Here is a 20,621-nt window from a genome sequence, read left to right as displayed (position 1 = left end):
ATGGTGCGTCAAGTGGCAGAGGTCAGTAGGCAGGGCAGAATACCGGCGTCTGCTTTTCTGCCCACTGAGAACTGGCTACTGAAGACTACGGCAACTCGTCGATCGTAATATCCTTATAATAGATTTGGACTTTGCCACCGCCGTGAACCTGCAGGCCAATCAGGCCGGTTTGTGGAATGGTTGGGTCTGCTTCGGTATAATCTATGGTTTGACGACCATTCAGGTATAGGCGGATTCGGCGGTTCTCGGCGCGGATTTCGTAATCGTTCCAGTCGTTGCGCCTGAGTATTCTGGCTACCAGAGCCGGGTCCGGTTGGATCAGGGTTTTATTGCGACGCGATTCATCGTACAGACTTGCCCAGTATTTATCACCTAAATCAGCCTGGTATCCGATCATCTCGTGAGCGGGGTTAGTCAGGCGCTGGCTACGGAACTGTACACCTCCATTAATAAATCCTTCGGTACCCAGCAGCTTAAACTTCAGCCGAAGGATAAAGTTACCGTAGCTGGCTTTTGTGGTCAGAAAGTCGTTGCGGGGCTGGGTAGTGTTCAGGGTACCGCCCACCAGAGCGCCATCTACAATCCGCCAAGTATTCAGGGTGTCGCCTTCCCAACCCCGGAAGGTCTTTCCGTCGAACAGGCGGACGGGTTTGTACGAATAATGAGCCCCAAAGCTCAGCAGAGCCAGGGCTACCACAGTCAGGGATAAAACAGTAAATCTCATGTGCAGGTGTAAGGGTAAAGAGCGTTGTACACAAAAATAGCCGCTTCCGGTAAAGCTACTGCAAAATAGACCAGCCAAAGGAACAATTGTATTTTACGCCCGCCACGTTTTGAGCCGCTTTTCTACCAGTTCAACCCCCTTTATACACGGGTGAACGGAATACATATGGCGATAGGGGGGATATAATGATAATTTTAATCCATCAATCACACACCACACCACAATCTTAAACACTAGTTGTCACATGGAAGCCAATCGCCTGCATCAGCCTTCTGCCTCAATGGTACGTCCTTCATTTCCCGCCGGTTACCAGCGGGGAAGCCACCGGATTGCCATTCCGCATCTTAACCGGACCATTATGGTATCAGTAGATGATATCGTCAACCTGGAAGCAGAGAGCAACTACTCGTATGTGTTTACCCGCGATGGCAAGCGTTACCTGGTGTCCAAGACGCTGAAGGAGCTGGAGCAGGTGCTGGACGAGCGTATGTTTGTGCGCATCCATAAGTCGTATACCATCAACCTGGCGTATGTGCAATCGGGTTTGTTCAACCGGGACCGGATACTGCAGCTGGCTGATGGCCGGGAGGTGCCCATCTCACGCCGACGGATGAAAGAAATTACGGATCTGCTCTTCCACTACACCCAGAAATTTGTCAACTAAAGAATTCGCTGGGCGCTCTGGATTGCTGATTAACTCTGGGTTGACGTATATAATATAACGTTCAAGACGTAGATTTTGCCATATGTATACTGCCAGCAAGCTAATGCTGGCAGTTTTACCCGTTTGACAGGGATAAAAAAATAGATTTTCGGGAAATGAATCAAATCCGAAAATCTTAGGTTAATTTAGTAGCCTGGAGTGGCAGAGTGTCTTTACTCACTTGACAGACGAAACTTATTCATGAGCTGATTTCGGAGGCCGTTGGGTTTGGCTACCCCCGCTGCCCCGGTGATTCTTCTCAAAAGGTAGGCTTACGGCTTATTGGTGAGGGGCTGGTTGCTCCTTTGTACCATAACCGTAAGTATACCCTATGAATGTAGCGTTTCGGATGCCCCTGGAGCAGGCGCGTCTGATAGGTAGTCAACCAACAAGCCCCACCGGCTATACCAAAGAGGAAGCAGCGCAGGCGAACCTGGCGTTTGATGCTTCCGTTAAACAATTTCTCCGGGACTGGATTGAGCACGGCACGGTATCGGCACATCTTCCGGATCTGGAAAGCGATGTTGAAGCTTTTATCGAACAGGGCGCCTTACGGTGTTTCTTTAAACACCGGGATGATGCGTTTCAGCAGTTACTCGATCAGGAGCGTATTGCCCGTCATCTCCTTCGCCCCATCACCGAAGTATACTTCGAACCCGACGCCTATGAGCCATTACTGGCAAGGTACGAGCGGCGTATCTACAACTTGGCTGCACATCGGCAACACCTGGAGGTTCCGTTTCGGTATAGCCCTCCCAGCCGCCAGGAGGCAGACGGCGACACCATTGACTACTCGGCTATGCCTGCCGAACAAGTGCGGGAAGACATCGGTATGTATTTTGGTACCCGGCGCTCCGACGAAACGGCCTTGAACCTGTTAGGGGGCAAACTCCGGCAGGAAGCCTGGCCCTATGTCCACCTCCCGGTGCATGTAGTGACCGAAGGGTATATGGAGGACTCACTGCGGGCCGTAAAAACGGCTACGGAACACCTGCAGGAAAAAGGAGATGCGCAACTTCACTGCTTTCTGATTCAACGTCGCCATGCCGCCGATGACCGCCATTTAGGGGCTGCTTTGCTGCTGATGAATCCGAAGCAACCGAACCTGCCTCAGCGGGTCATCTTCTGCGACACCTTGAACCCCAGCGGTATTCCGCCCTGGTGGCATAAGTTCAAGCATAAACTGGATACCGTATTTCCCCAACCTGAGGGTCACGCGCCGGTCTCGGACCGGCTGGAAGATGGTGGCGTAAACCTGCAACGCCTGCACGATGGCGTGCCGGTACGTCACCAGGACATCGACTGCGCTTTTTATACATTCTCCATGGTGCGGGCGCTGGTTGGCGTCGCGAAATCGGCTCCGCATATGATTCTGCACGGACCGGTGGAAAAGATCGTTAGCCTGATGACCGCCCGTATGCCGGAATATTTTGTGTTACCCGACCGGCCCCGAGATCCGGCTCTAGTGCGGGAGGAGAACGTATGGCTCCGGTGGAATACGGGACAGGAGGCTTTGAAGAATATGAAGCGGAGACCCACTATTGAAGTACCCATGCCACAGATGGTCGTGCTGGAAACTACCCAGCAAGCTATCGAATTACCCGCCTGATACGCCTGCGATTTACAATTATACCTGGTATAAAAAGACCGGCCGGACATTTTTGTCCGGCCGGTCTTTTTATAGAATACGTACGTCAATTAGCTAACGGCAACGGTCTGCATATAGCGGAACAGCAAATCGGTAATTTCTTTCATCCGTCGGCGTGAGATGGGCACCTCCCGGCCATCAGCCAGCTGCAGTATCCGGTCCCGGTTGAACAAACCCGATTGCACATACGCCAGGTTGATGGTATACGACTTATGGATGCGCACAAACATACGCTCGTCCAGCACCTGCTCCAGCTCCTTCAGCGTCTTGGACACCAGGTAACGCTTGCCATCGCGGGTAAAGAGGAAGGTATAGTTACCTTCAGCTTCGAGACAAACTACATCATCAACGGACACCATGATTGTCCGATTCAGGAAAGGCAGTGCGAGCCGCTGACCTCCCCGCTGATAACCGGCAGGAAACGAAGGGCGTACCGATGAAGTAGAGGGCTGATGCAGGCGATTGGCTTCCATGAGACAGCTAGTGTTTAATGATTGTGTTTTTGGTGCGTTTGGTACGGTAAAGTTATTATCCTTCCTGCCATAATACCAGGCTGCTTCCCACCACCCGTATATATACGCCGTTGAACTGGTAGAAAATACCGTTAAAGTGTCGTTGATGGTAAACAAAAGCGGCTCCCTGCTGAGGAGCCGCTTACGAAAAGGTGACAACTACTGCTAAAAGAAAAACAACCACTTACGGCGGTACATGGCTGGCAGGTCAGCCTCAAATTTGGTGAACGGGTCCTGGTAGAATTTTAAAAAGTCGGGGGCGCTGCTGTGGCCGGGATACGGCGCATAGTAGTGCGTCGGACTCCGCGAATCATTGCGCCAGACTAGCACGTAAGATAGTTTCATCTTCTCCGCCTTCAGCGCTCTCAGCAGGGTGTTGGTCCACCAGTTAGTATCGGGTATAGATTCCAGGCCGGTTTCGGTGAAGGCTGCCAGCTTACCGGCTTTTTCAGCATAGTCGGAAACGATCTTCAGTTTCCTGATACCTGCTTCGACATTGTAGCACCCATTGCGGCCGAAGTCGGCGTAGTTGTCCATGCCCACCATATCGACCCATTCGTCGCCGGGGTAGCGTTCCAGATAGGCGGCTTCGGTGTTGAACTGGCAGTCGGGCGAGAACGCGTAGATGAAATTGTGAACGTTCAGACTGTCGCGCAGGTAGCCTACGGTAAAGCGCCAGAGCGAGATAAAGTCCTCACGACTGCAATGCGGCTTACCCCACCAGAACCAGCCCCCGTCGAACTCGTGGTACGGCCGGAACAGCATCGGCACCAGCTTGCCGTCTTTGCCTTTTGTTGTTGTGGCTACATCAGCCACCGTCTTCAGAATCTCTTTGTACTGCTCATGGTGCGAGCCGCCCGGTATCAGTCTGGCCACGGCAGGAGCCGTCACCGAATCTTTCCAGTAGAAACCGGTCTGTGGCGTTACCGGATTGGCGAAATGCCAGGCTACCGTTACCACACCACCCCGGTTATAGGTAGCAGCAATATGTTTCCGCAACGATTCCTTTGCGCGGTTGATAGCCGCCGGCGAACGACCGGATAAGCCACTGAAGTCAACGCCGATAACCGCCGGATGCGAGCCAGTTACCGATTTAACATCGGAGCGACCGTCTTCGCCCGACCAACCGTGACCATACTCTGTTGCGTGCTGGTGCCCGAACAGCACGTGCTTCCGGGACAGCTTATGCAGGTTGTGGTACAGCGCCTTCGTTTCCGCTGTAGCCTTCGCGTCGATCAGCCGGGGTTTGGGTCTGGCATTTGCGAAGGTAGTCAGGGATAGCCCCACCAACAGCGTTCGACCTAGTAAAGACAAAAAAGAGGATGGCATTTGGGTGCTTGACTTAGTCGAATTTGGCGTTTCGGGTAACCTCCGGCCAGGTGTCGGTGCGGAACGGATTAGCGGGGAAGCCGGCCCCGTTGTACAGATTGGCCTCATCCGGCGAATCGGTCCAGGCATAGCGTACGGCTACTGGTTTCGGGACTTTTAGGTGCGAAACAACCACTTTGTCGCCCTGGATCTCGGCTTTGGCGTAATAAAAGACTTTGTCGTCTCCGGCAATTTCAAAGCCTTTCAGGTAGCCGTACTTGTCCTTCACCATCAGACCACCATCCGCATGTTTAAAGGAGATAAAGGCCTTGTCGCCCTGGAACGAAACGCCCTCGTACATAGGTGAACTGTACGGAATGTTCTGACCATAGTCCTGTTTCAGGGCAATCACCGCCAGCCGGTGCCCGACATCCTGCTTGTTGGTCGGGTGAATGTCTTTGGGATTTCCCACATCCGTGGTAACGGCCATACCAGTCTTCGGCACTTGTAGGGTCATGGTCTGCGCTTCGCGGAGTTCGGCCCAGCCGCTGCCCTGATTGCTGCTTTGATTACCGCCGTAGCTGGATAGCTGTACGAAGTAGAACGAGAAGTCCGAGGTGCGGCCATTGGTGCCCCATTTATTGCGCCAGTCCTGAATCAGCAACGGAAAGCTCTGGCGGTACTGGTAGGCCCGGCCGGCATTGGATTCGCCCTGGTACCACAACGTACCCCGAATGGCAAACGGTACCAGCGGGGCAATCATGGCGTTGTAGATGCTGGTGGCAACGTTGTTCATGAAGCGGGAATACTCGTGCTTTTCGGCGAAGGCCGGCATCATACGCCAGTTACCGGCTAAGCTAATCCGCTGGGTTCCATCAGCCACGTACAGGTCGTTCGGCGAGCCCATCAGCCCCAGACCAAACCAGGGCAGCTTCACCGCATTACCATATTTCACGACCATTTGGTTCTGACCTGCTTTCCAGGTATTGGCCGGTAGGGTAATTTTCCGGCTACCGGTTTCTGTTCCTTCGTAAACTTTCTTTCCGTTGATGTAAATCTCGTTCCGGCTGTCGTTCTCGGCCAGACCCAGGGTAGTTTGCCGGGCCACCATATCGGCCGGAATCTCAATCTGCCGGGCTATGTAGCCCTGGCCCCGGAAACCCTGCATACCTTTCCAGTCCCATTGACCGAACGGATCGGCTGTGCGCCAGGTGGAGAAGTCATAAGCCGGGTCGAGGTATTTCTGTTCGTCGGCCGCTGTCAGGTAGAGGTTGTCAACCCCTTTCAGGAGTTGTTTACGCAGCTTGTAGTCTACGATGCTGTCGGCCTGCTGCCAGTTGGTCGACAGTTGCTGGGCCACGGGCCGAAGTTCGTCGTTGCTCATCATCCCTTCTTTGCTGATCCAGCCTTCTACCTGCGAGCCGCCCCAGGAGGAGTGGAGCAAGCCAACCGGTACGTTCAGCTTTTGGACCAGTTCGCGGGCGAAGAAGAACCCGATGGCCGTAAAGTCACCGACGGTCTCGGGCGAGCAGACTTTCCATTCACCTTTGGTCAGGTCGGCCTGCGGAGTAAGCGCCAGGTCGTGGGCTACGTTGAAGTGACGGATCTGCGGGAAATTGGCGTTCTTCTTTTCAGCCTGGTAATTATCTGCTGCTTTGACCGGCCACTCCATATTCGATTGGCCGGAGCATAGCCATACTTCGCCAATCAGGATATCACCAGCCTCCGCTTTGCCAGACTTAGCCGTAGCGGTCAACTGGTGAGGCCCACCGGCTTCGAGGGGAGAAAAACGCACCAGCCATTTGCCGTCGGCACCGGCTTTGCCGCTCTGGGTCTGCCCGGCTAGCGTTACGCTCACTTTTTCGTTGGGTTTAGCCCAGCCCCAGACGGGTATCGGTTGCTGCCGTTGCAAGACTACTTGGTCGGAGAAAATGCGGGCCAGCTTTACCTGCGCGAACGTGGCTGTGCTGAGGGTGAGGAGCAGGAAGATGAGTAAGCGTTTCATAGGTGAGATGTATAAGGGTATATCCGGAACGTGTTTCCTTTAAATCAGCAGAGGCAAGTCGTGGCTTGCCTCTGCTGATTTAAAAGCATGTGAATCGTCAGAATTACTTAACGAGCATGATGTCGTCGAAGTAGAACGTTTCGTCCTGTTTGTCCGGGCCTTTAATCCGGAAGGCAGTTTGCGTCAGTTTCTTGCCGGGAACCCAGAAGTCAATATCCGACAGCTTCAGCTTGAAGAACGTCCAGGTATTGGCTTTGACATCAATCCGGTTCTTCTCGTTGTAATCACCGTATCCACCTTTACCGGCATCGGTAGTCAGATACAGCGAGTAGTCGGCCGACCCGCCTTTAATCCAACCGGTGATGTAGGTATAATCGGCCGAGTAGGTAAGCGGAGCACCCCAGTTGGCAAACGCAATCAGGTGCCAGTTGCCTTTCTGGTAGGTCTTGGCGGCTGAAGCGGTTCCCGTCTTAAATTCTTTCGTCGAGACAGCGCCGGCATCCCCCCATGAGTTGTCCTGGTAGCCCTTGCCATACGCATCGGTAAAGATTTGGTGGGCCGTCGTGGCGTTGATGAACTCCTGTTTGGTTTTCATGGTACCAGTTCCGTTGGTGATGCTCAGCACACCCCGATCCAGCGTAGTCACCGGCATTTTGATTACCAGTTGCTTCTTATCTTTCGACACAATGGTAACCGCATCCGAAATCTTCTTCACGGTATCAGTAACGGCAACGGCCGTCACATCGTCCAGGTTATTACCTGTCAGGGTAACTACAGTACCCTCTCTGAAAATATAGTCAGATGCTTCCGCAATGGTTGGGTAAGCCAATACGCGGAACGGCACTGACACCGACTTACCGGCGCTGTTGGTAAACGTGACTTTCTGCACCCCGCCTACGGCATCATTGGGTACCCGGAAGATCAGCGCGCCGTCGGTATTCAGGGTAGGCTGGAAACCAGCCGGTACGTTCTGCTTCTCGAACACGATGGTCCGGATGTCGCCCAGACCGCTACCCTGTAGCGTAACAACCGCGTTGCCAGCCGCCGAGTCAGGGAAAATCTTGGATACTTCCAGATTGCCGGGGCTTACCTGTGGCCGGCCGTCGGTATCTTCCACGCAGGAACTTAACTGAGCACCCATCGCCACTGTCAGAAGCGACAAAGCTGCGAGTTTGGTGAGTTTATTTAATTTCATTTGTTTAGAGTTTCAGGTTTCAGGTTTCAAGTCTGGCAAAGTGCTTAACATGAAACCTGAAACAATTATTTATAGTACGGAACAGGGTCTTTGCCCAACTCAGGGTCCTGGATGATTTCGCCGGCCGGGATGGGCAGGTACATCTTGTCTTCGGTGAAGTTGGTGATGTACTCCGGATTCTGGGCGGTACCCCGGTTTTGCTTCTCGATAATGGATTTTGCCTTGGCAAAACCCTGGCGCTGTACATCGTACCAGTAGTCGCCCTCGAAGGCAAACTCCACCCGGCGCTCGTGCAGGATATCATCCTTCGTGATCGACGTCTTCGGCGTCAAACCGGCCCGAACCCGCACCTTGTTTAAGGCTTCCAGTGCACTCGCATCCGAGGTAGAGGCATTTTCACCCAACACCGCTTCTGCGTAGATCAGCAGAATGTCGGCGTAGCGCAGCAGCACTACATTGTTACCGGAGTTCTGACCCAGTACCGGCTCACCACCGAAGCTCTTGCCCGGACCGGCAAAATACTTGGCAATGTTGGAGCGGGTCGGGCTCAGCTGACCACCATCGGCGGCTGGCTGCAGGGTATCGTACTTGTACCCATTGGCCATGAACGCGTTGTACTTCGGGGCATTCACGCGCTGCGGCTTCCAGTTCGGGTTGGTCCAGCCGTGCTCCATCACCGACCACTTCCGGCGCAGGTCGCCAAACTCATACTCCTGCAGGATAGAAACCGATGGCACATACATTTCCCAGGCATCGGCTTCGGCCGTACGCAGGTTGCCGGGACCACGATCCGGGTTTTTGATGTTACCCGTTCCCCAGGGGTCCTGCGCAAACTGGTGCTGAATCGAGAAGAGCGACTCTACATTATTGTTTAGGCTTGCCTTCGTGAACATGCCATTATAATCGCTCACCAGGCTGTATTTGCCGGACTGGATTACTTCCTGCGACTTAAGCTTGGCGTTGGCGTAATCCTTCTGGTACAAGTACAGCTTGGCCATCATCCCCTTGGCTGAGTACTTGGTCACCCGACCCGGTACGTCTGATTCCGGCAGGCCCGCTTCGGCCATTTTCAGTTCTTCCAGCGCAAACCGCAGCACGTCTTTCTGCAGGTAACGCGGAATGTTGAAGTTACCCGACAGCGCCGTCTCACCCGGATCGGTGATGATCGGAGCGGCTCCCCAGGTACGGGCGATGTAGAAATACACCGTACCCCGGATGAAGTGAGCTTCGGCAATGGCCGGGTCCAGATACGCGGCATTACCACCGGCGGCTTTTTTCTCCTCAAACGTTTTCAGCATCACGTTGGCGTAGCCGATGATCTTGTAAAACGCACCCCAGGCCGCACCAATACGATCTGAAGCGGACGATACCGTAAACCGCAGGTACTCGACATCGGTGTAGGTAAACATGTTACCACCCATTACGTCGCCGATGGCATCCTGCGCGCGGCTCTCGTAGTTCCGCCAGGGCAGACCGCTGTACAGCGTACTGGTAGCGGCCCGAACTTCTTCGGCACTGTTATAATAGTTACCCGTTGTGGTGCCCGAGAGCGACGGCCGCTCAATAAAGCTCTCTTTGCAGGAGGCCAGCATGACCGCCGAAAGAGCCAGGGCATATATGGTTGTTTTTTTCATGTTACATTAAGTTTGAATGATGAAATGATAGAATGATTGAATATGTGAAGCATAGTCCTTGGTCGTATACTCACTATAGTTTATTCAATCACTCAATCATTCATTAATTCAATCATTAAATTTTAAAACTGCAGATTCGCCCCTACGGTAAACGTACGCGGGTTCGGGTAGTGGCCCATGTCCACGTTCATCAGCTTGATGCTGTTGTTGAACGCACCAATTTCCGGATCGTAGCCTGAGTACTTCGTGAACGTCTTCAGGTTCTGAATGGAACCGTACACGCGCAGGCTGCCGATACGGGCTTTGCTCAGGATCGCGGCCGGCACTCGGTAGCCCAGGGTGATGTTCTGAATCCGGGCGTAGGAAGCATCCTCTACGTAGCGGTCTGACATGGCCGTGTTGTTCCGGTTGGTGGCCGTAAAGCGTGGCAGACTACCGTCGACATTGTTCTCCGTATAGCGGTCCGTTACGGTGCGCAGCTGATTCGACCAGCCGTTGCTCAGACCCTCCAACTGCCAGCGCAGGAAGTTGAAGGCCTTGGCACCCTGGCTACCCTGGAAGAACAGGCTGAAATCGAAGTCGTGGTAGTTGAGCGTATTGGTCAGACCCCAGGTGAACTTCGGCAGCGGGCTGCCAATGAAGGTCATATCCTGCGCGTCGATCTTACCGTCGCCGTTGATGTCCTTGAAGCGGATGTCGCCCAACCAGGTTTCGTTCTGGTTCACTTTGTAACCGAACTGCGGCAGTGCCTTCGCCAGATCCTCCTGCGTACGGTACAGACCATCCGTTACCAAGCCCCAGAAAGAGCCTACCGCGTTGCCCGGTGTGGTGTGCGTAATCAGGTAGTTGTTGTAGTACACTTTACCATCCAGAGCCGAGGCTGCACTAGCCGCCCGGTCGTAGGTGTTCTTAAAGTGCGTAAACACGGCGTTGGTCTTCCAGGTCAGATTACTGTTCTTGATGTTGGTCGTCGTCAGACCCAGGTCAAGACCAGTGTTGGTCATCTGGCCGGCGTTACCCAGCGGAGCTTTCAGGTCATCCCACTGATCCCCGACACCGATCAGGTTCGGACCCGTCAGGAAGATAATCATGTCCGACGTTACCTTCTTGTACACGTCGATGGTCGCGTCGATGCGGCCGTTCAGGAAGCCCAGGTCAACACCGGCGTTGGTTGTCTTTACCGACTCCCACTTCAGGTTCGGGTTCGGAATACCATTGATCATGTTGGATGAACCGAAACCGACCGGACCGGAGAAGAACTGTACCGCACCCACATAGGCCGGGTTTGGCGCTCCGCTCGGGAAGTTTTGGTTACCTACGGCACCATAACCGGCACGCACCTTCATGTAGCTAACCACGTTCTGGAAGGCCCCTTTCGCGAACTCTTCGTTGGTAACGGTCCAGCCGACCGATACACCCGGGAAGTACCCCCAGCGGTTGTTCGGGCCGAAGTTCGACGAACCGTCTGCCCGGTAACTGGCCGATACGGAGTAGCGGTCACCGTAGGTATAGTTAGCCCGTGCGAAGTACGATTCCATCGCCCAGTGGCCTTTACCGCCGTTCAACCCCCAGGTAGTCTGGTCGGAGCTACCCGTGTTCAGGTCAAAGATGTTGGCCTGCAGGTCTACTTTCGTACCCGAGATTGCCTGCCAGTATGAGTTCTGTGCCTGGTGGCCCAGCGTAGCCTGGAAGCTGTGCTTGTTGATATACTTGTTGTAGGTCAGGTAGTTTGTCAGTGACCAGTAGTAGCTGTCCGACCGCGAGTCGATCAGCTTGCTCCGGAAGGATGTACCACCCACGTTACCGGCTCTCTGGAAGGCCGTGTTGTTGTTCTGGCCCAGCGAGTACGACAATTCGTTGCGCAGCGTGAGGCCTTTCAGGAACTCCAGTTCCAGGTAAGCGCTACCAAATACGTTGTTGGTCGTCTTGTTGTTTCCACGGTACTGGCTGTTTCCGACCAGGTTGGAGTTGCTGTATTGCACACCACCAACGGTTTCGCCACCACCCCAGGAACCATCCAGGTTTTTCACCGGTACCAGCGGGCTGGTAACCGCACCCCACCAGATCGTACTTTCGGCGGCATCGGCCAGCGTTACGTTCTGGATGCTGCGCGATACGTTGGCGCTCAGACCCACTTTGGCCCAGGTCTTCAACTGGTTGTCGAGGCTGAAGCGGGTTGAATACCGTTTGAAGTCGGAGCCCAGCAGGATACCCTTGTTGTCGAAGTAGTTCAGCGACAGGTAGTACGTCGTTTTGTCTCTACCGCCCTGGAAGCTCAGTTGATGATTCTGGATGCGGCCGCGCTGGAACATAGCGTCCTGCCAGTCGGTACCCCGACCCAGGATAGACGGGTCTTTGAATTCAGCCGCCGGCGGGTTGCCGATCAGCGGCAGGACTTCATTCTGGTATTGGGCAAATTCCCGCAGGTCCATCAGGTCTAGCTTCTTGGCTACCTCCGACACCCCGTAATAGGTCTCGTAATTGATCTTACCTTCGCCGGCCTTACCTTTTTTGGTAGTAATTAGAATTACCCCGTTGGCCGCCTGCGAACCGTAGATCGCCTGGGCGGACGCATCTTTCAGGACGTCAATCGACTCGATGTCGTTGGGGTTCAGCATCGCCATTACACTGTTTCCAGTCTGGCCATCGCTACCACCCAAGCCAGCAAAACCGGTGTTAGCAGAGGTGTTACCACCTACGAACGGAACACCGTCGATCACGAACAGCGGGTCGTTGCTGTTGATGGATGTAACACCGCGAACTTTCACGGATACCCCACCACCCGGCTGACCGCCGTTGCTGGTTACCGTTACCCCGGCCGCTTTCCCTTGCAGCATCTGGTCGACACCGGCTACGGGCAGGTCTTTCAGTTCGGTCCCTTTCAGGGTCGTAATGGACGATGTTACGTCGGAACGCTTGGCGGTACCGTAACCGATTACGACTACCTCGTCCAGCGACTGATCGCCGGTCTGGAGCGTAATCACAAATTCCGTGCGGGAGCCGATTTCGACTTCCTGCGTTTTCATTCCGATAAAGGAAACAACCAGCGTTTTGGCACCGGCAGGTACGTTCAGCGAAAAGCGGCCTTCAACGTCGGTAGTGGCGCCGATCTGCGTGCCTTTCACGGCAACAGCGGCACCTGGTAGTCCTTCACCTTTTTCGTCGCGAACAACCCCTTTGATTACCTGCTTTACGTCGGCGGGCCGGTGGGTACTGATCCTGACCTCGGGTCGGTCCTTGGCCGAGACGCTAATCCAGCAGCTCATGATCAGGAACCCCGTAATCACATGTTTTATCATTGGTTAGAAAAGTAAAAAGTTAGATTTTGATTGGGTATATTGATTGTTTTGACTAGTGATTCTCAGCAAGAACGCTCTCTCAGGACGCAAACCGATAGCCACTCGCCGGGACGCTAAATCCGGGAGCAAACAGCTGAAGACAGGCCAGAAGGAAAAAGAGAGTTCTGTTGGAGAACGCGTACTCCGGCAATAAATTAGATTAGTTCAGGATGACAAAAAGCACATATGTTCTAAAAAAGCCTGGTTAAATGGTTCATAAAAGCCTTCACACTAAGAAGGGTTGAGGGTTCAGGACTAGTTTTTTCATAGGCAGCGAGATCATCACCGACGTTCCCTTGCCGGGTTCGCTATGCCACTCCACGTGTCCACCGAGGTAGTCTATACGTGAGTGAATATTGGCAATACCATTGCCCTTCGACGGTAGCGTATCAAAATCTCCGCCCCGGCCATCATCATCCACGCTGATAAGTACTGCTTCGTCGTTGGTCATGATCTGTACCGTAATAGTGTCTGCCTGAGCGTGCTTGAGGGCATTGTTCAGCAATTCCTGCACCACCCGGTAGATCATTACCGAGGCTTCGTCGCTTAAGTCAGGCACTTCGCCGTAATGCTCAATGGTCAGTCGGGTCTGGTTCACCAAGTTCAGTTTCTGCACCAGGTCCTCCAACGCCGGAAGTAGTCCGAACATTGAAAGCGCGTACGGCCGCAGGTCGTTAGAGATTAGCCGCGTTTCTTTGCAGGCCTCATCCAGAAACTGGTTCAGCGGCTCTTTCACCGAGAGGGGTAAGAGCTCCTGATGGGCTTCCACAAAGAGTTTGATGCGGGATAGCTGAATACCCAGACCATCGTGCAGGTCGCGGGCTATGCGGCTGCGCTCACTTTCCTGCCCCTCGATCATGGCTTGTAGCGACTTGGTCTCTAACTGCCGGATCTGCTGCTGGGCAATTACCGCCTGCTGGTGCGTAATGAGCTTCTGCTGCCGCCTGAGATAGAACAGCGCAATAACACCCAGGATGCTGATGATGAGACCCGCTACCAGCATGGAGTTGAGTACGTGCTGGTGCTGGCTTTGCTCCTCGGCCAGTTGCTTTTCCACCGCCAGGGTCTTAATCTGGGCGTCCAGTTCTTTAAGACGAATACTCTTGGTCTGCTCCCACGAGTTCAGTTCGTTGGTAAAATCCAGCGTCTTCAGCGAAGAAGCGTAGGCATTTTTATAATCGCCCATGCGGGAGTAACTATCAGCCGTGTGCCGCGACAGTTCCCGCAGCAAACCGATGTTGCCTTCGGCTTTGGCGAGTTGGTAGCTTTGCTGGTAGTTCCTGATAGCTTCGGTCGAGCGATTCCTGAACTGCTCGACCAGACCCAGATAAAAGTAGTTGAGGGCGATTAGCCAGGAAACATTCACCAGCCGGGACAAGACCAGGCTTTTGCTGGCGAAATACTGGGCCGAATCGGGCTGTTTGTTCCGGTTATAGGTGTTGGCCAGGAGGTTCTGCGCGTAAGCCTGAAAATACGGCTGCCTGTGCCGGGCGCTTAGTTGTTCAATATCCCGCAGCTCCGTAATCAGGTTTTTGGCTATCGGTTCTTTCCGTTGTTCCAGGTTGGCGAGTCCTAAACGGCTTTCCAGAAGCTTCGGCATGTTGTTTACCCGCTTAAAGTACTGCATGGCCCGGTTCAGATACTGACGGGCATAAGGATGCATAAAAGCATCTTCCGAATAGTAATCACCGATGGTAATATGCAGGTTATAATAGCCGGATGAATCGCCAAGCTGGTGGTAGTAGTTCAGTCCGTTGGTGTACGCATCCAGCGTATGCTTGTTGTAGCCATACTGTTTCTGGTAGAGGGCTCCAAGTTGCACATAGGCTTTTGCCGCTTCGTCGTACTGCCTGTCCTGCACCAGTTGACTGATTTGCTGCTTAAGGCTGTCAATGGACGAAGAATCCGGCGCAGCCTGTACCGACCGGCCCCAGCCGCTCAGACCAAGGAGCAGCGTAGCCAGGCAAACATTCCGGTACAAAGACAGCAGGGACATAGGGGCTTGCGGTAGTACGTCTTTACGGGTTTAGTCAATACACTGCATTTGCATGGCGGTCTTGATCAGCAGCGCCGTGTTTGGAACACCAAACTTCATCAATAAACTGCTGCGGTGAAACTCGACAGCTTTGACACTGACGAATAACTGGGCGGCCATCTGCTGTGTGGTAAATCCCTGGGCGATGAGCGCCAGCACCTCCGATTCGCGGGGGGTCAGGTTGGGTTTCAGGCCAATGCCTGATGCCGGCTTCTTCAGCTTCGGCTCGTCGTTCAGCAGGATGTTGGTGATGGTTTCGTTGAAGTACTGTTTTTCCTGATACACCGCCTGAATCGCCTGCAACAGCTCCACTTTGGTCGTATTCTTCAACAGGTATCCTTTGGCACCTTTCTTCACCACGCGTTTGATCAGACTGGCGTCGTCGTGCATGGTCAGCGCAATCACCTTCGTCTGCGGATACGTGCGGGTAATGTGCTCGCAAAGCGTCAGGCCGTCTTCAATCTGGGGGAATGATATGTCCAGTAATACGACATCAATGGGCGTCTGGTCCAGTTGCTGCATAACCGACTGCGCATCGTAACAGCGCTCCGCTACTTCCACTACCGACGATCCGGAGATCAGCGACTCAATTCCTTCCACGAACACATTATGGTCGTCGGCGATCAGCACTCGTATCATGTACTCAGTTATTGTTGCAAGGGTTAGTTAGTGATGAAGAAATTGAATATTGTTTAGCAAAAATAGGACTGATGAGCCCGCTTTCGGAATAGTGAAAACCCCATCTGGTCGAAATTTAGGGTTTCCCCTAAATACCCCCGAGAAGTGGTCTTTTCCCTGTCTTTTCGCTAGTATATAAAGTTGGTATACTAAATAGCAAAATACTTCTCTACGGGATTAAGTTCCGTATAGGGCGTAAAAAATGAGTCGTGACTAACCCACCAGAAACAGGTTAATCACGACTCATTTTTTACGGGCCTCAATCCCCCGGAATGTTACTGGTCTGTATTGTTCAGGTCCCCTTTCAGGTCGTGAAGCGCCTGTTGCAGGGAGGCCAGTTGGGAAGCATGCTCGGTACGGAAGCTGCCGGCCGACAGGGAAAGCAAACCCGACTCTATCTCCTCGATCAGCCGGTGTGCCCGCGCCGAAACGGTTGGCTGGCTCCTGCTGGCTGGCGTGGCAGCCTTTAGCGCCTGATGCACCCGGTCCATGTCCAGTCGGGTTTTGCGTTGTTCAAACTGGGCCTTCACCACATTGGCGAGTGCCTTAAGCGCCCGCCGTTTGCTCTCGGGCAGTTTTCGCGGCTGGCTATCGATCACGCAAAGCGAGCCCATAGCGTGCCCACCGGCATCAACAATAGGTACACCCGCGTAAAAAACGATATGTGGATGTCCCGTCGTGAGGGGGTTATCGTAGAATCGCTCGTCATGCCGGGCGTCTTCAACCACCATCATTTCGTTGGGATCCAGAATGGCGTGGGCGCAAAACGAGTATTCCCTGGGTGTCTCCTGTACATCTAGTCCCTGTCTGGATTTGAACCATTGCCGGTTTTCGTCCACCAGACTTAGCAAGGCAATGGGTGTGCCGGTTATCTCCGATGCAATCAGCGTAATGTCATCGTAAACCTGCTCGGGCAGCGTGTCCAGAAGTTCATATTCTGCCAGCGCTTTCAGGCGGCTAATCTCATTACCGGGTAGGGGCGCAATTTTCATACATCAGTGAATCTTCAATAACCTATACCAGTGAAGCTTTTACTGCCAGGCCTGGAGTACAGTCTACACAAGACGGCAGCAAAGCAGTTGCCTGCCTGTAAAACTCCCAAAACGGCACGATGTTTTGTTCGCGATTATATCCCTGCTCGTCCGCGGTGCAATCGCCGACGAGTAAGAGACATGACTACTATCATGAATATGATTAATGATTATCAGTATGTTACACGTAGCTAACGCGCTGGTTAAACTTACTTTTGACCTATAAAACCATTTAGGTAAGCAGCCATGACACACGAGCAGACGACAGGCACAGATCAATCATTCATTCTGAACCGGTTTGGTTATTTTATCGCCATACTGACCACCGGTTTAACGGCGTTGACCTTCGGCATAGCCCTGATGACTCCGCCGTTATCCGGGCCATTTTGTACAGAAGGATGCTATGAATATCCTTACTCCGATATAGCCTCCCGGTTTCCCCGAGATTACCTGTGGATGTACCCAGCCATTCTGCTGACGTTGGTCTACCTGATATTCATGGTTTGCGTCTATAATTATGCTCCCAGAGATAGAAAGCTGTTTGGCCAGTTGGGTGTTGCCTTTTCCGGAATAGCCACCCTCACGCTGGTCGCTGACTATTTTATCCAGCTTTCTGTGATCCAGCCGAGTTTACTAAACGGTGAAACGGATGGCATTGCGCTGCTAACGCAATACAACCCCCACGGGATTTTCATCGCCCTGGAAGAACTGGGGTACCTCCTGATGAGCGTGTCGTTTCTGTTCATTGCCTTCACCTATTCCCGAAAAGACAGACTGGAACAAATCAGTCGGTGGGTGCTACTTGCCGGATTTTGGCTTACCGTTTTGTCTCTTGCTCTCATATCAGTCACGTTAGGAATCCACCGCGAATACATTTTTGAATTAGCCGTAATATCCATAGACTGGCTGGTTTTATTAACAATCGGTGTCCTGCAAAGTATACTTTTCAAAAAAGCGCTAAGGAAGCAGGCATTAACAGGTGAACGGGACTTAGCACCTGTTTAAAAGAGAACCCCCTGAAACCACCCTCAGAGGAAGCAGTGTTTTGCTCGTCCGCGATTGTATCGCAGACGAACAAGGGGGCAAGGCATTAAAAAGCGTATATTGCGCCAGTTTCAGGCTTGTGCGTTGGTCGTTTGAAGTAGCCATTGTGACAGGGAATATTGGAGAAACTAGAAGAATTAGATGATATCCGACTATATGATGAGGTAAAAGCCCGTCAGGAAGAAACTGTGCCCTTAGCTGAGTACCTGACGAAGCGGCAGCAGCGTACTAATGGCTAAGTATTAGGTCGTTTTAAAACGTACTGCCCAAAAACAGCTGGACAAGCTTCCCGACAACCTTGCATTTCCTTTATTGGAAACCATTCAGCATTTGGCTAAAAATCCCCGGCCTGCTGGTTATAAGAAGCTGAAAGGTCGTACTGCCTACCGAATCAGAAAAGGAGATTACCGGATTATCTATGATATTTACGACAAAGTGGTGGTTGTTGAGGCAATTGTCATGGGGCATCGGAGGGAAATATACGAGTAGCTAAAAAATTGATATTAGTTGCTTAAATCAATTATGAAAAAGCTGGCTATTCTCTTTTTGACAACTTGCCTTTTTGCGAATAGCTTTGGCCAACGTGTTTTACCCAATCAGAGACAAATAACCAGGTACTGTAAAAAGCTGGCTAAAAAAGAATTTATCAACCTGTGGAAAGAGGGTGAAGAAGTCTCCTGGCTTAAGGCCTATCTGGAAGCCAGTCAATTAACCTTTGTCCCACTCCCTTCCTTTTTCATTTCTAAAGAAGCTGCCGGCTACGACTCATCCCAACATATTGTCGATTACCTGGTGCCAAATGAAGAACACCCGATTGAAGCAGCCCTGTTGTTTCGGAATGGCAGATTCGATGGTACCGTCGATTGTTTTGATGCGGTGTTTCATCGAGATACTACTCCCTGCCATATTGATCCTTCCCAGGAGGACCATATAAGGTTCGCAAATTACACCCTGAAGCGGGGATACGAGTTGCTAGCGAGGAGAAGAGTTAGTTTCCTGTTTTCCGTCAGGCATATCAGGAATTGCTTTTGGTTTGTGGAGAGAAACAAGGTTTTTCTCCTGGATTTGAACGATGGAAAAGTGTATGACCCGGATGAATACATAAAGCTCAAGTGTTCCGCTGACCTAATTCGGGACATGGCGACAGGTAAACTAGGGCAAATCTGTAACTGAAGCCAAAATGCAGTTTAATCTTTAACGAGTAGACTACTTATATTGCGCCAATTTTCACCCTCCGAATGCGCAAACAAACGATTACACAAGGATTACTTTTCTTTTCTCTGCTTTCCGGTAGCTGTACGTACGGCCAAACCACTTCTCCTCCCAAATTCTGGCTGAGCGGGGGCGTGGGCAAAACCCACCTGCCCAGCGCCATGGTGGCTGCCGGTTATGAGTTTAGCCAGATACCCACGGTGCTTACCGCCCGGTATTCCGTCAGTGGTGAACTCATGCAAATGGTCGAACCGGGTATTAAGGTAAGCGAGATAGGGCTGCTGTACGGTCTGCGGATCGGTAAGTTCCGGATGTCGGCCGGTCTGAGCCGGGTTTGGGGCAACAACCGGGGTAAGTACCTGTTTTCTGATCCTGATCCGCTTATGGGCACGGGGCAGGTTTACGAGTATGTGCCGTACCAGACAATAGGCCTACCCGCCGAAGTGCGTTACATTACTTCCCTGAAACATATAGGCATCGGCGTTACCGGCTTTGGCAACCTGAATGCCAAACGTTCGTTTGCTGGTCTGAACGTGTCGCTGTATGTCGGGCGTTTGAAGTAGCGGATTTGACCATCAAGTGCTTTTCGCTTCAAAAAGCATATACCTCGTAATGGACCTGGTGAACATGCCCATTCCGCAACGAAACACTTATCAGTATATATGCTTCTATGGGTATGTTATCCAGTTCGGCCGGCTTCCAGGGAGGCATAGTGGCCATAGCATTGACAAACTGCTGATTCAGGACCTGTTCCGGTTCCGGGCGCAGGGTTACATTATACAGCGTGCCAAGCCCCGATAGGGTCCCATCCTTATGCACCGTAGCTCTCAGGGTCACAAACGCCGGGGCATCAACGAGATTAATCCGCCGGTGGTCCAGGCGGTCACGCAGAAAGGCGACAAACCCGGCCTGGCCTCCCGCAAATTCGACATTGGTCAACAGAGGCTTACATGGCTGGGCTTGGCCGTCCTGCGAAAAGCACTGACTGGTGCGTAATTTACCATTACGGTACTGTTCCCGGCGCTTCAGCGAACCATCTTCATAATATGTGGCCAAAGGGCCATTAAACTGGCTTTTCTTAAAGTCACATGCCAACTGGAGCTGTCCGGATCTATGCCAGAACCGGGTTTGTCCGTGTCTGAGTCGTAGCGGGTAGTCCTGGTAGTGTATTTCGGATAAACGCTGACCGGTTCTGTCAAAACAGCGGACGGTCGCTACTTTCCCATGCCGGTCGTGCATGGTAATCTCTTCAATATGATCGCCGAGGTCTGTTCGGTAGACGCGTTGCTTGGTACGACGCTTTGCCGGCGTATCATCAGTAGGTGCGGTGCTGTTAAGCAACAAAGCCAGAAGCAGGGTTATAAGGCTGTACATCGGAGACGTGTCTGCGTAAAGGGCAAATCAGTTTTCAAAAGATAGGTACGAACTGGTCTAAAGCTGCATGGTTGCCGGTTATTTAATTTCTGCCGGATTTGAAAATAGGAAAAAGTAGTAACGGTCGTTGGTAATTCCTTTAGCCATTTTAGGCTTTTGGGAGTTATGGTAATAAACAAA

Annotated in this window: 16 protein-coding genes and 1 pseudogene; 6 read left to right on the top strand and 11 right to left on the bottom strand. The window is 52.5% G+C overall.

The features are described 5' to 3' along the window. Positions 1–85: 85 nt before the first annotated feature. A complete protein-coding gene (locus ABD949_RS02125; RefSeq protein WP_345240104.1) occupies positions 86–724 on the bottom strand; it encodes a 3-keto-disaccharide hydrolase in 639 nt (212 codons plus the stop codon). Positions 725–968: 244 nt separating this feature from the next. Here ABD949_RS02125 and ABD949_RS02120 point away from each other — a divergent pair, with 244 nt between their 5' ends. Both ABD949_RS02120 and ABD949_RS02115 read left to right on the top strand, forming a co-directional pair. Beyond that, positions 969–1,388, top strand: coding sequence for a LytR/AlgR family response regulator transcription factor (locus tag ABD949_RS02120; protein WP_345240103.1), 420 nt, complete (start codon positions 969–971; stop codon positions 1,386–1,388). 370 nt (positions 1,389–1,758) lie between these two features. Further along, on the top strand, positions 1,759–3,036 hold the full coding sequence (locus ABD949_RS02115; protein WP_345240102.1) for a hypothetical protein: 1,278 nt from the start codon (positions 1,759–1,761) through the stop codon (positions 3,034–3,036). A gap of 89 nt (positions 3,037–3,125) precedes the next feature. Here ABD949_RS02115 and ABD949_RS02110 read toward each other — a convergent pair whose 3' ends face one another. The 9 genes from ABD949_RS02110 to ABD949_RS02070 all read right to left on the bottom strand — a co-directional run bounded on the left by ABD949_RS02110 (position 3,126) and on the right by ABD949_RS02070 (position 16,772). Next, the gene (locus ABD949_RS02110) at positions 3,126–3,548 is read right to left on the bottom strand and encodes a LytR/AlgR family response regulator transcription factor (protein WP_345240101.1); all 423 of its coding nucleotides are present in this window, start codon (positions 3,546–3,548) and stop codon (positions 3,126–3,128) included. Positions 3,549–3,752: 204 nt separating this feature from the next. Then, the gene (locus tag ABD949_RS02105; protein WP_345240100.1) at positions 3,753–4,901 is read right to left on the bottom strand and encodes a glycoside hydrolase family 26 protein; all 1,149 of its coding nucleotides are present in this window, start codon (positions 4,899–4,901) and stop codon (positions 3,753–3,755) included. Between the two features lie 28 nt (positions 4,902–4,929). Next, positions 4,930–6,900: a sialate O-acetylesterase gene (locus ABD949_RS02100; protein WP_345240099.1), complete on the bottom strand. Its 1,971-nt coding sequence runs from the start codon at positions 6,898–6,900 to the stop codon at positions 4,930–4,932. A 103-nt stretch (positions 6,901–7,003) separates the two neighbouring features. Then, positions 7,004–8,095 carry a cell shape determination protein CcmA gene (locus ABD949_RS02095; protein WP_345240098.1) on the bottom strand — a complete coding sequence of 364 codons (1,092 nt, stop codon included), beginning with the start codon at positions 8,093–8,095 and terminating at the stop codon, positions 7,004–7,006. Between the two features lie 65 nt (positions 8,096–8,160). Beyond that, positions 8,161–9,729 carry a RagB/SusD family nutrient uptake outer membrane protein gene (locus tag ABD949_RS02090; protein ID WP_345240097.1) on the bottom strand — a complete coding sequence of 523 codons (1,569 nt, stop codon included), beginning with the start codon at positions 9,727–9,729 and terminating at the stop codon, positions 8,161–8,163. 122 nt (positions 9,730–9,851) lie between these two features. Further along, positions 9,852–13,028 (bottom strand): SusC/RagA family TonB-linked outer membrane protein, encoded by a 3,177-nt coding sequence (locus tag ABD949_RS02085; RefSeq protein WP_345240096.1) that lies wholly within the window; start codon positions 13,026–13,028, stop codon positions 9,852–9,854. A 265-nt stretch (positions 13,029–13,293) separates the two neighbouring features. Next, complete coding sequence (locus ABD949_RS02080; RefSeq protein ID WP_345240095.1) at positions 13,294–15,063, bottom strand: ATP-binding protein; 1,770 nt, start codon at positions 15,061–15,063, stop codon at positions 13,294–13,296. Positions 15,064–15,093: 30 nt separating this feature from the next. Next, positions 15,094–15,741, bottom strand: coding sequence for a response regulator (locus ABD949_RS02075; protein ID WP_345240094.1), 648 nt, complete (start codon positions 15,739–15,741; stop codon positions 15,094–15,096). Between the two features lie 314 nt (positions 15,742–16,055). After that, positions 16,056–16,772 (bottom strand): GAF domain-containing protein, encoded by a 717-nt coding sequence (locus ABD949_RS02070; RefSeq protein ID WP_345240093.1) that lies wholly within the window; start codon positions 16,770–16,772, stop codon positions 16,056–16,058. Positions 16,773–17,057: 285 nt separating this feature from the next. Here ABD949_RS02070 and ABD949_RS02065 point away from each other — a divergent pair, with 285 nt between their 5' ends. From ABD949_RS02065 to ABD949_RS02050, 4 genes and pseudogenes are all read left to right on the top strand, one after another. After that, positions 17,058–17,816, top strand: a complete 759-nt coding sequence (locus ABD949_RS02065; protein ID WP_345240092.1) for a hypothetical protein — start codon at positions 17,058–17,060, stop codon at positions 17,814–17,816. A gap of 297 nt (positions 17,817–18,113) precedes the next feature. Continuing rightward, positions 18,114–18,344, top strand: a pseudogene (locus ABD949_RS02060) (type II toxin-antitoxin system RelE family toxin); the annotation flags it as partial. A gap of 33 nt (positions 18,345–18,377) precedes the next feature. Next, a complete protein-coding gene (locus ABD949_RS02055) occupies positions 18,378–19,028 on the top strand; it encodes a hypothetical protein (protein ID WP_345240091.1) in 651 nt (216 codons plus the stop codon). Between the two features lie 65 nt (positions 19,029–19,093). Beyond that, positions 19,094–19,630 (top strand): hypothetical protein, encoded by a 537-nt coding sequence (locus tag ABD949_RS02050; RefSeq protein ID WP_345240090.1) that lies wholly within the window; start codon positions 19,094–19,096, stop codon positions 19,628–19,630. Positions 19,631–19,658: 28 nt separating this feature from the next. On the opposite strand, the gene ABD949_RS02045 is transcribed toward ABD949_RS02050, so the two are convergent. Then, the gene (locus tag ABD949_RS02045) at positions 19,659–20,441 is read right to left on the bottom strand and encodes a toxin-antitoxin system YwqK family antitoxin (RefSeq protein ID WP_345240089.1); all 783 of its coding nucleotides are present in this window, start codon (positions 20,439–20,441) and stop codon (positions 19,659–19,661) included. Positions 20,442–20,621: the final 180 nt, after the last annotated feature.

This window comes from Nibrella saemangeumensis, assembly GCF_039541915.1.
Classification (GTDB): Bacteria; Bacteroidota; Bacteroidia; order Cytophagales; family Spirosomataceae; genus Nibrella; species Nibrella saemangeumensis.
The sequence above is the reverse complement of the archived record's forward strand: the minus strand, read 5'-3'. Positions and strand labels throughout refer to the sequence as shown.

Coding starts and splice junctions, on each gene's coding strand:
- ABD949_RS02125 (WP_345240104.1), bottom strand. CDS start 724: ATGAGATTTACTGTTTTATCCCTGACTGTGGTAGCCCTGGCTCTGCTG.
- ABD949_RS02120 (WP_345240103.1), top strand. CDS start 969: ATGGAAGCCAATCGCCTGCATCAGCCTTCTGCCTCAATGGTACGTCCT.
- ABD949_RS02115 (WP_345240102.1), top strand. CDS start 1,759: ATGAATGTAGCGTTTCGGATGCCCCTGGAGCAGGCGCGTCTGATAGGT.
- ABD949_RS02110 (WP_345240101.1), bottom strand. CDS start 3,548: ATGGAAGCCAATCGCCTGCATCAGCCCTCTACTTCATCGGTACGCCCT.
- ABD949_RS02100 (WP_345240099.1), bottom strand. CDS start 6,900: ATGAAACGCTTACTCATCTTCCTGCTCCTCACCCTCAGCACAGCCACG.
- ABD949_RS02095 (WP_345240098.1), bottom strand. CDS start 8,095: ATGAAATTAAATAAACTCACCAAACTCGCAGCTTTGTCGCTTCTGACA.
- ABD949_RS02090 (WP_345240097.1), bottom strand. CDS start 9,729: ATGAAAAAAACAACCATATATGCCCTGGCTCTTTCGGCGGTCATGCTG.
- ABD949_RS02085 (WP_345240096.1), bottom strand. CDS start 13,028: ATGATAAAACATGTGATTACGGGGTTCCTGATCATGAGCTGCTGGATT.
- ABD949_RS02080 (WP_345240095.1), bottom strand. CDS start 15,063: ATGTCCCTGCTGTCTTTGTACCGGAATGTTTGCCTGGCTACGCTGCTC.
- ABD949_RS02075 (WP_345240094.1), bottom strand. CDS start 15,741: ATGATACGAGTGCTGATCGCCGACGACCATAATGTGTTCGTGGAAGGA.
- ABD949_RS02070 (WP_345240093.1), bottom strand. CDS start 16,772: ATGAAAATTGCGCCCCTACCCGGTAATGAGATTAGCCGCCTGAAAGCG.
- ABD949_RS02065 (WP_345240092.1), top strand. CDS start 17,058: ATGACACACGAGCAGACGACAGGCACAGATCAATCATTCATTCTGAAC.
- ABD949_RS02055 (WP_345240091.1), top strand. CDS start 18,378: ATGAAAAAGCTGGCTATTCTCTTTTTGACAACTTGCCTTTTTGCGAAT.
- ABD949_RS02050 (WP_345240090.1), top strand. CDS start 19,094: ATGCGCAAACAAACGATTACACAAGGATTACTTTTCTTTTCTCTGCTT.
- ABD949_RS02045 (WP_345240089.1), bottom strand. CDS start 20,441: ATGTACAGCCTTATAACCCTGCTTCTGGCTTTGTTGCTTAACAGCACC.